The sequence below is a fragment of the Paenibacillus sp. P4_A9 genome, assembly GCF_056402415.1.
Genome location: NZ_JBFUHL010000113.1, coordinates 1 through 7,180, shown reverse-complemented (window position 1 = coordinate 7,180; position 7,180 = coordinate 1). Strand labels below are relative to the sequence as shown.

11 protein-coding genes are annotated in these 7,180 nt (G+C 35.9%); all 11 read right to left on the bottom strand.

The features are described 5' to 3' along the window. Positions 1 to 362 precede the first annotated feature (362 nt). The 11 genes from AC1DVJ_RS29045 to AC1DVJ_RS28995 all read right to left on the bottom strand — a co-directional run bounded on the left by AC1DVJ_RS29045 (position 363) and on the right by AC1DVJ_RS28995 (position 6,850). Positions 363 to 701 carry a hypothetical protein gene (locus AC1DVJ_RS29045; protein ID WP_477596053.1) on the bottom strand — a complete coding sequence of 113 codons (339 nt, stop codon included), beginning with the start codon at positions 699 to 701 and terminating at the stop codon, positions 363 to 365. Between the two features lie 272 nt (positions 702 to 973). Beyond that, positions 974 to 1,552, bottom strand: coding sequence for a DUF6980 family protein (locus AC1DVJ_RS29040; RefSeq protein WP_477596051.1), 579 nt, complete (start codon positions 1,550 to 1,552; stop codon positions 974 to 976). A gap of 172 nt (positions 1,553 to 1,724) precedes the next feature. Beyond that, a complete protein-coding gene (locus AC1DVJ_RS29035) occupies positions 1,725 to 2,267 on the bottom strand; it encodes a GNAT family N-acetyltransferase (RefSeq protein WP_477596049.1) in 543 nt (180 codons plus the stop codon). Positions 2,268 to 2,367: 100 nt separating this feature from the next. Further along, positions 2,368 to 2,820, bottom strand: a complete 453-nt coding sequence (locus tag AC1DVJ_RS29030) for an SMI1/KNR4 family protein (protein ID WP_477596047.1) — start codon at positions 2,818 to 2,820, stop codon at positions 2,368 to 2,370. 120 nt (positions 2,821 to 2,940) lie between these two features. Next, positions 2,941 to 3,489: a hypothetical protein gene (locus AC1DVJ_RS29025; protein ID WP_477596045.1), complete on the bottom strand. Its 549-nt coding sequence runs from the start codon at positions 3,487 to 3,489 to the stop codon at positions 2,941 to 2,943. Between the two features lie 143 nt (positions 3,490 to 3,632). Then, positions 3,633 to 4,088, bottom strand: a complete 456-nt coding sequence (locus AC1DVJ_RS29020; RefSeq protein WP_477596043.1) for a GNAT family N-acetyltransferase — start codon at positions 4,086 to 4,088, stop codon at positions 3,633 to 3,635. 148 nt (positions 4,089 to 4,236) lie between these two features. Then, the gene (locus AC1DVJ_RS29015) at positions 4,237 to 4,614 is read right to left on the bottom strand and encodes a hypothetical protein (RefSeq protein WP_477596041.1); all 378 of its coding nucleotides are present in this window, start codon (positions 4,612 to 4,614) and stop codon (positions 4,237 to 4,239) included. Positions 4,615 to 4,821: 207 nt separating this feature from the next. Continuing rightward, the gene (locus tag AC1DVJ_RS29010) at positions 4,822 to 5,334 is read right to left on the bottom strand and encodes an AAA family ATPase (protein ID WP_477596039.1); all 513 of its coding nucleotides are present in this window, start codon (positions 5,332 to 5,334) and stop codon (positions 4,822 to 4,824) included. Between the two features lie 149 nt (positions 5,335 to 5,483). After that, positions 5,484 to 5,870: a hypothetical protein gene (locus tag AC1DVJ_RS29005; RefSeq protein WP_477596037.1), complete on the bottom strand. Its 387-nt coding sequence runs from the start codon at positions 5,868 to 5,870 to the stop codon at positions 5,484 to 5,486. A 122-nt stretch (positions 5,871 to 5,992) separates the two neighbouring features. Beyond that, the gene (locus AC1DVJ_RS29000; protein ID WP_477596035.1) at positions 5,993 to 6,316 is read right to left on the bottom strand and encodes an Imm7 family immunity protein; all 324 of its coding nucleotides are present in this window, start codon (positions 6,314 to 6,316) and stop codon (positions 5,993 to 5,995) included. A 33-nt stretch (positions 6,317 to 6,349) separates the two neighbouring features. Continuing rightward, a complete protein-coding gene (locus tag AC1DVJ_RS28995) occupies positions 6,350 to 6,850 on the bottom strand; it encodes a hypothetical protein (protein ID WP_477596033.1) in 501 nt (166 codons plus the stop codon). Positions 6,851 to 7,180: the final 330 nt, after the last annotated feature.

Genomic DNA, 7,180 nt, shown 5'->3' with positions numbered 1-7,180 from the left:
GTCCAGCACCTATATTTTGCGGACCAAGTTTGTCTACCTCGATTTCACTTATTCCTAAATAATGGGCTAATTCAGAGCGATTTAACAGCTGATGATTAGAAGTGTAATGTTACCCAGTACAGTTTCGCCCAATTGAACTATCTCTCTATCACAATAATGATGGGTACCACTAGTTAGATAATCATCTTTGATGAGATGATTGGGTCGATAACCAGAAACTGCTGGATTCTGTCTTCCGCCTTCTCTCAAGAAGGTTATTTTAGCCTCTATATCCGACAAATGATACAACTCCAGTTCAGACAAGGACTATTAGCTTATGTCCTTTTCTCTATAGTTTTCTATGATTGAAATGAAATCAAATGTTATTCAACGTGGTATTTTTCTGGTATTAGTTTTGCTCCAGCTTCAGATAGGAGATTATTTTTCAGCATGTATCCTGAGAGATGTGTCATGTATTTATTACATAATGAAAAGTAGCTACTGTGAGCAAATTCACTTTCCTTCTCCAATAATATCTGTATTTCTTCTTCTGCCCTATTAATAAACAAAGCAACATCTTCATATGATTCGCTTAATGATAAGCAAATGGAATTATTTATGTATGTGATAAGTCTATAGTAGATGGAATTTCGTCTAAGTCCCGCACGTGGAAGTGTTTCTCGTTTATTTAGCAATAAGATTAAGCTCATTATTTCGTCCATTATTTACTCGCACCTTATTTCTCTAATCTTGGTTTTGTTTGTTTATTTCTTTCTACAATAGCACTGCATTAACCTGCCCGTTAGCATAAAAGGCTGCACGCGGCAGCCTCGATGTTTGGGATTTAACTATCGTTCTCCGTTAGCGTAATGATGATCGGGATGAAATTCCCCGAAATGCCTAGGGTGGATATTTTAGTTATATAGTCTTTTTCGATTGCGTCATCAATCCATAGCACCCTTGTTTCTTCTGCTTTATATATGGCATATTCTTATCAAAAATCAATTCTAAATGTTTTAGATCCATCAAAAGAGTAATTTATTAGTGTAGAACCTATTACTTCATCATAATGGTAATCTTGTGAACTAGGGCACAGCTTTATAGTACCCTTATAGAATTTACCTAACTCTGTTACATCGACCGTCATATTATCAACGGAATTGTCAATTATAAAGCTAGGTGGTTCTACCATTCGATATTTATTAGCTATCTTTTGAATGCAACTCTCAATATATTCTCTAATATTAGTTTTATCAGGTTTAACTACTGATTTATCCCTATACCACTTGTCTGAATTGTATTCGTCTGGGATATCTTGTTCAAACGGACTATCAAAGCCCATTTCTTCAAGTATATCAAACCACAAATCCCTCTTAGAGTTCGGTAATTTGGTTCCACACCACGGACAGTAAGATATCCTTGAAAAAGATGCTCCACCATCATGTATAATAATTCCATACTCATCAAATCTCGTTGAGTAAAAAATAAGATTATCTGCACATTCAAAAGGATCTGAATGTTGGTCGCATTTATGATTTATTTGTTTTTCCATAGATTCACAACAATATATCATACTTTTAGTTATACCTCTCTATAATTATTTCGGATATTTCTGATAACTCTTATTCACAAACTTCACAAATTCTCCGTACTTGAAGTATTCGAGAAGTGATTGAACTATCCTGCCCGTTACTTCAATGGAAAAAGGCAGCCGATCGTATCCCAGCTACCGTATTATCGCAATCTTATATGATTTTCCAGTCATCTTCTAGGATACCGAACACCAGTGAGTCACGCCAACCGTCTTTTACTAACAGTGCATCCCTCAATCTTCCTTCTTGTGTCATTCCTATTTTGGCAAGTACTTTAGAGGATCCTATATTTCTTGGGTCACAAGTTGCATAAATTCGATGGAGTTGAAACTCCTTAAAGCCAAAATTCACTAATAATTTAGCAACTTCTGTTGCGATTCCTTTACCCCAATAATCAGGATGAACTATATAGCCTATCTCGCCATTTTTATGTGTAAAACATCTGATATTAAATTCACCAGCACCAATCATTTTTTCTGTACTTTTCTCAACTATTGCAAAGACAAAACGTGTTCTATTTGTTTTATTAGTGTCAACTAAGATTTGATTTACAAATGCTTCTGATTGATCTTCAGTATTAGGTCCCCAAGGTTGGAAACGGCAAACAATCTCCTGCGAAGCATACGCATGAACATCTAACCAGTCAGAAGACATAAATTCACGTAAATATATTCGCTCCCCTATTAGATTTTTCATTTGCAATACTCCCCACTCCCCTGATTCTCAAACAATTCTTACATGTTAAGTTCGCAAATTGCGCTGTAGCCAGCGAGCTCTATTTAAGTAACGTTCTGCGTTAGCTTAAATCTTCCTGCATTCCATTAATAAAATTAGGAAGTGAATTGCATAAATAAGAATAAGATTCTTCAGGATCTTCGACTTCGTGATACCAAAGGTAAATTTCCCCCATAGAATCTTTTTCAATGCTAAAACAGTAAAGATCTCCTGAAGGTTCATCGGCAAATGGGATCAACCAGGCAGGTATAATCTCCTCAATTCTTAAATGATTTAATACTGATTTTAAATTCCGCCCCTCACCTGTTATTGGAATGAATTGTTGGATTACATATACATCATTATCCTCATCAATAAAAATATATTTTTCTGGTTCACCACCATTGAAAGCCAAATAGTGCAGTTTGAATGCCGTAGGAAATGTGAAGATATGTAAATACTCAATTTCTAATAGATCTTCAATAGTGAGTTTAGGTTTAAGATTTATAAAATGGTTATTATAAATTGGATTCATGTAATCACCCGTCTAAGTATTGATTCAGATAACGTTAAAGAATTCGTCGAAGTGATTAAACTATCCTGCCCGTTACTTCAATAAACCAAAAGAGGAGCTGCCCCGAAGCAAACTCCTCCATCATTTGAATTTATATTTCACAAGTTTATTAAGTTCCCTAAGTTGTCTCTCATTAAAATAACCGATTAAACAATCTTGTCCTAAAGACGCAATGGCTAATTTCTTGTTAGAACGATCTCCACATAATTCAATAAATTTATCAAATAACTTGGGGTCTAACCAATCATTATCATTTTCAAGATCCCATTTAATTTTTGTATTGTTATATTCAAATGAAACCCATGCAGTTTCGTTCTCAATGTCAACAAAATCTTGAATATTTTGAAGATTCATATTAGTCAACTTCATCAATCTTTCAATGATTCTTATATAATCTCCGTGATCTTCAATACATTCTGTATCTAAATGCCAAATATGGTTTGAAATAATATAGAATTCATCATTCTTATATATTTCTCCCCCCATCGAGATAAGTAATAATTGGTATGGATCTTTTTCATATCTCTCTTTTGAAAATTCTTCTAACAATAATATTGGATCAATATCAGAATTCAAAGTAATACCAAGGTTTGAGAATGTTTGAAGTTGATCCTCTAAAGGAATAATCATCTTAGATTTCTTCTTAAATAAACCAAACAAATTGGGCACCTTCTCTTTATTTTACGCTGTTTTCGCAAATATTGTTGCTCAGGGATAAATAATTGACCGTCCAAGTTGAACGGTCAATTGAGCTTCGTTTATTGTACTCGTCCTCAGTTTTGCTCTAGTTGTAGAAAATGGGTATCATTTTCTGAATCAAATTTATTCGAAAATCCAAGAGACTGATAAAAAATATCAGCAATCGGGTTATGAGTTCTTAAAACAAGTAATTTATATGTATTCCTAGCTTCTTCGATTACGTAATTCATTAGCATTCGCCCAATTCCAAATCGACGTACTCTTGGAGAGACATAAAGTCGACGAATACGACCAACATCGTAACTACTCTCATAGGGGTTTGAATTTAGTCCGCAAACTCCTACAATTTCATTGTTTTGAAGAGCAATAAAGAGTGCTTCCCCCTCTTTGTCAAATTTATTTGCTCCATTTTCGTAATCTATTACCAATCGTTTGATATGACGGAAGCCTTCAATTTCACTTTCATCAACTAAACGAAGTAATTTACCAGTGTCAAGTTGTTTGACTTTTTGAATTACAATTTCATGCACGTAAACCATCCCCTCCCAAAGTCGGTGCCAAGTTTGATTTCGCTTGTTACAGAATTATCCTGCCAACTAGCTTAATTTCATGAGGCACCTTTTCGAATTTGTTGCACGGTCGTAAAATTAAGTTTTTCGTTAGCTTAATCCCTCCGCCTCATTCATTTACATCATAACCAATTACTTGTTTAGTAAAAGGATTAAAATAAACTGTTATGGGACCTTGTAAACCTTCAAAATCGGTATGAAACAGCACACGAACAGCTTTATTACCGTTAATCCATAATAAACTACGATTAATCTTTGCATTCGTGTTACGTTTAGGAATAAACAATTGCTTGATATTTGTTTCTTGTAAAGAATTAATAGATACTTCGCCTTCCTGCCACTTAATAATGTGTATATTATGATTAGATTCATCCCAAGCCCTTTTCAAATAGGCTTTTTCATTAATGAAAGTTGTTGATATTACGATGTAAGCAGCTATTAGAATTACCAAAACAAATATAATCCATAACGGTTTCTTAAATCTCAAAATAGTCACCTCACAATAATTCCATATTTAGAATATTCGTGAAGTGATTGAACTATCCTGCCCGTTAACGTAACGAGGCTGCCTATTTGCGGCAGCCTCTACTTGTTGTTTATTAAGCTCTCGTGTCCCGTTAACGCAGTGGATGGTCCTATTCGTATCCAGGTGCACTGATGTATTGGGCTGTCCTTGAGCGCCCGTAAGTTACTGTCATTGGCGTTCATTTGCTTCGATTTGATGGAGGATTTCGTCAACGACGTGCGCGATCGGTACGGTGGCGTCGATTATAATCCCGTTTTTGGGAACGCCTTCTTTCGTTTGATGCAAGCGCCGAATGATTTCCCGTTCCTCTGGTCTGCCACCCCAGTCAGTTGGGTCCAGTGCCACTCGCTCATCAATCCGCCGGAGACAGGTTTCCAGGTCGACCTCAAGGACAAACACGCTTTCGAAGAGATCAATGAATATGGGGAAATTCCGTGAACCACCGCAAAAAAATGTTACCGCCTCATCTTGATTGGCGACCAAAGCTTTTACTTTATCTACATGCCAAATGTGGTGTTCGGGTTTAAAGCCATCCGTCGGCGTACCAGTTTCCGGGTCGCCTTGATAAGCCAATTCACGGTCACCATGAATGGCATGGTAGCCGCGCCGCTGCAATTCGTTGCAGACCGTAGTTTTGCCGGCGCCGGAAACGCCTTCAATCAGATAATTCCTAATGCCCATGCCAGACCCTCCATTCAATTGGATAAGCACAATAAATTAGATGTTTCTGGGGCGCAAACCCCTCTTTAATATTACTACAATAATACTGTAGCTGCCGCTATTCAACTATCGTTTTCCGTTAGCGTAATGTTTGTTCGAATCCGATTATCTCACCTATTGAGTTCTTCAATCGCTTTCACTATTTTCCCTTCAAGAACAACATCCTTCTCATCTTGTGATGGGTATAGTGCAAATAAAATATTCTTTGCTTCAAGGTACTTATGATTGGCTCCACTTTGTTTAAGATATTCTTCTCCCGTTTTCTTCCCTTCTTCTCGCTGAGATTCGGTTTTATAATACCCCACTCCAAGTTTCACTTTACCATTAATTAGAAACTCTCCGTTATTTACTTCTTGCAACTCATTGTTGTAACTAACTGTTAGACCCTGATTCTCTAATGATGTTTGGATATCTTTTTGAGTTATTTTACTTGCGCATCCACTAAAGATTGTAGTTAAAATAAGAATAATAAAAACTGTTGCAAGAATTCTTTTCATATAAGTGCCACCTTAATAAAGGATTTACCATTAATAATAAAGCAAATCTCCAATTAGCGGAACGAGGATACCTGTTGTTTATTGAACTATAGTTTTGCGTTAGCGTAATAAATAAACCATTATTAATCATTTCTATTCGGGTCATATTCATCCTCAACTACTGGGATATATGGTGACAGGAAACTGTCTGTCTCACGAGTAATAATCCCACGAGCCAGTTTCCAGACAATAAACTTGTTGTTATCTTCAGCATCTTCATCGTCATGAATATATAAAAGACCATACGAGCCAGGGAGGTTTTCTGAAACCCACTTATATATTTCGAGCACATAACTCGAGCTATGGTTATGTAAGCCAGAAATGGTCCAAGAATCTAACCCATTCCTTCGTTTAATACTCGAGAGTCCGCAAACATGAATCCACTCCTTACTTCTTGAACTATTCATTCTACGGTAGCTTAGTCTCTCGTTGGTAATTGACTAATCAAGATCATATTTTGCAAATGGTAAACTCCTTATTGAACCAACAAAATCCCCCTCTGTTTTATTTAATATTTCTCTTTCAATGATTTGAAAAATAATTGTCTCCCCCCATTCATCCTTTGCTTTTATCCCATTTGAGGACAAATATTTTAGTCCTTCTTCAATTCCTTTWACTTCCGTTTTAATTCCACCTTTTTTAAAAATACCGAAATGATAATCTCTATATATTAGAGACTCTGAAAYCCAAWATGTCTTAACTTTAAATTTCTTTGATACTTCAAGTGGAAACTTCTCATCAAAAATAAATCTGGCGTTTATATCAAAAATAAATGTCCATGGCTCTAWATAWCCAACTCCAAGAGCTGATCCCATAGTAACTGATGTAATTTCTTCAAAATGAAGCCCTTCTTTTGAYTTATAAAAAAGGTCAAGATAAGTTTCACTTTCGACGACAGTTGGTTCCGCCTTTATACAAAGTAAYCCAATATTCCATGCCATTGTTAWCACCTCATTAATAATTGCGTTCAGGTGAAGAATTCAACATCAATTACCAATTACCTTTWTTTGTATATAGYATATATCGTTCCTRCYMRTTCGTATTATGAGGTCAAGTTAACCTWTTTAGGGGCTAACCGACCGCAGTATCRACCACGCTMTACTGCCCGTTACTTTAATGAATAAAAAAGGAGCTGCCGCCGAGGCAAACTCCTTCACTTTCGTTATCCGTTAATTTAATGTCACTGCATTTTATGCCTCTAACATGTTAATCAATTTTTCATTTCGTTAGTTGAACGGACTAAGCAATTAAACGGGCAACTATCCGTATTT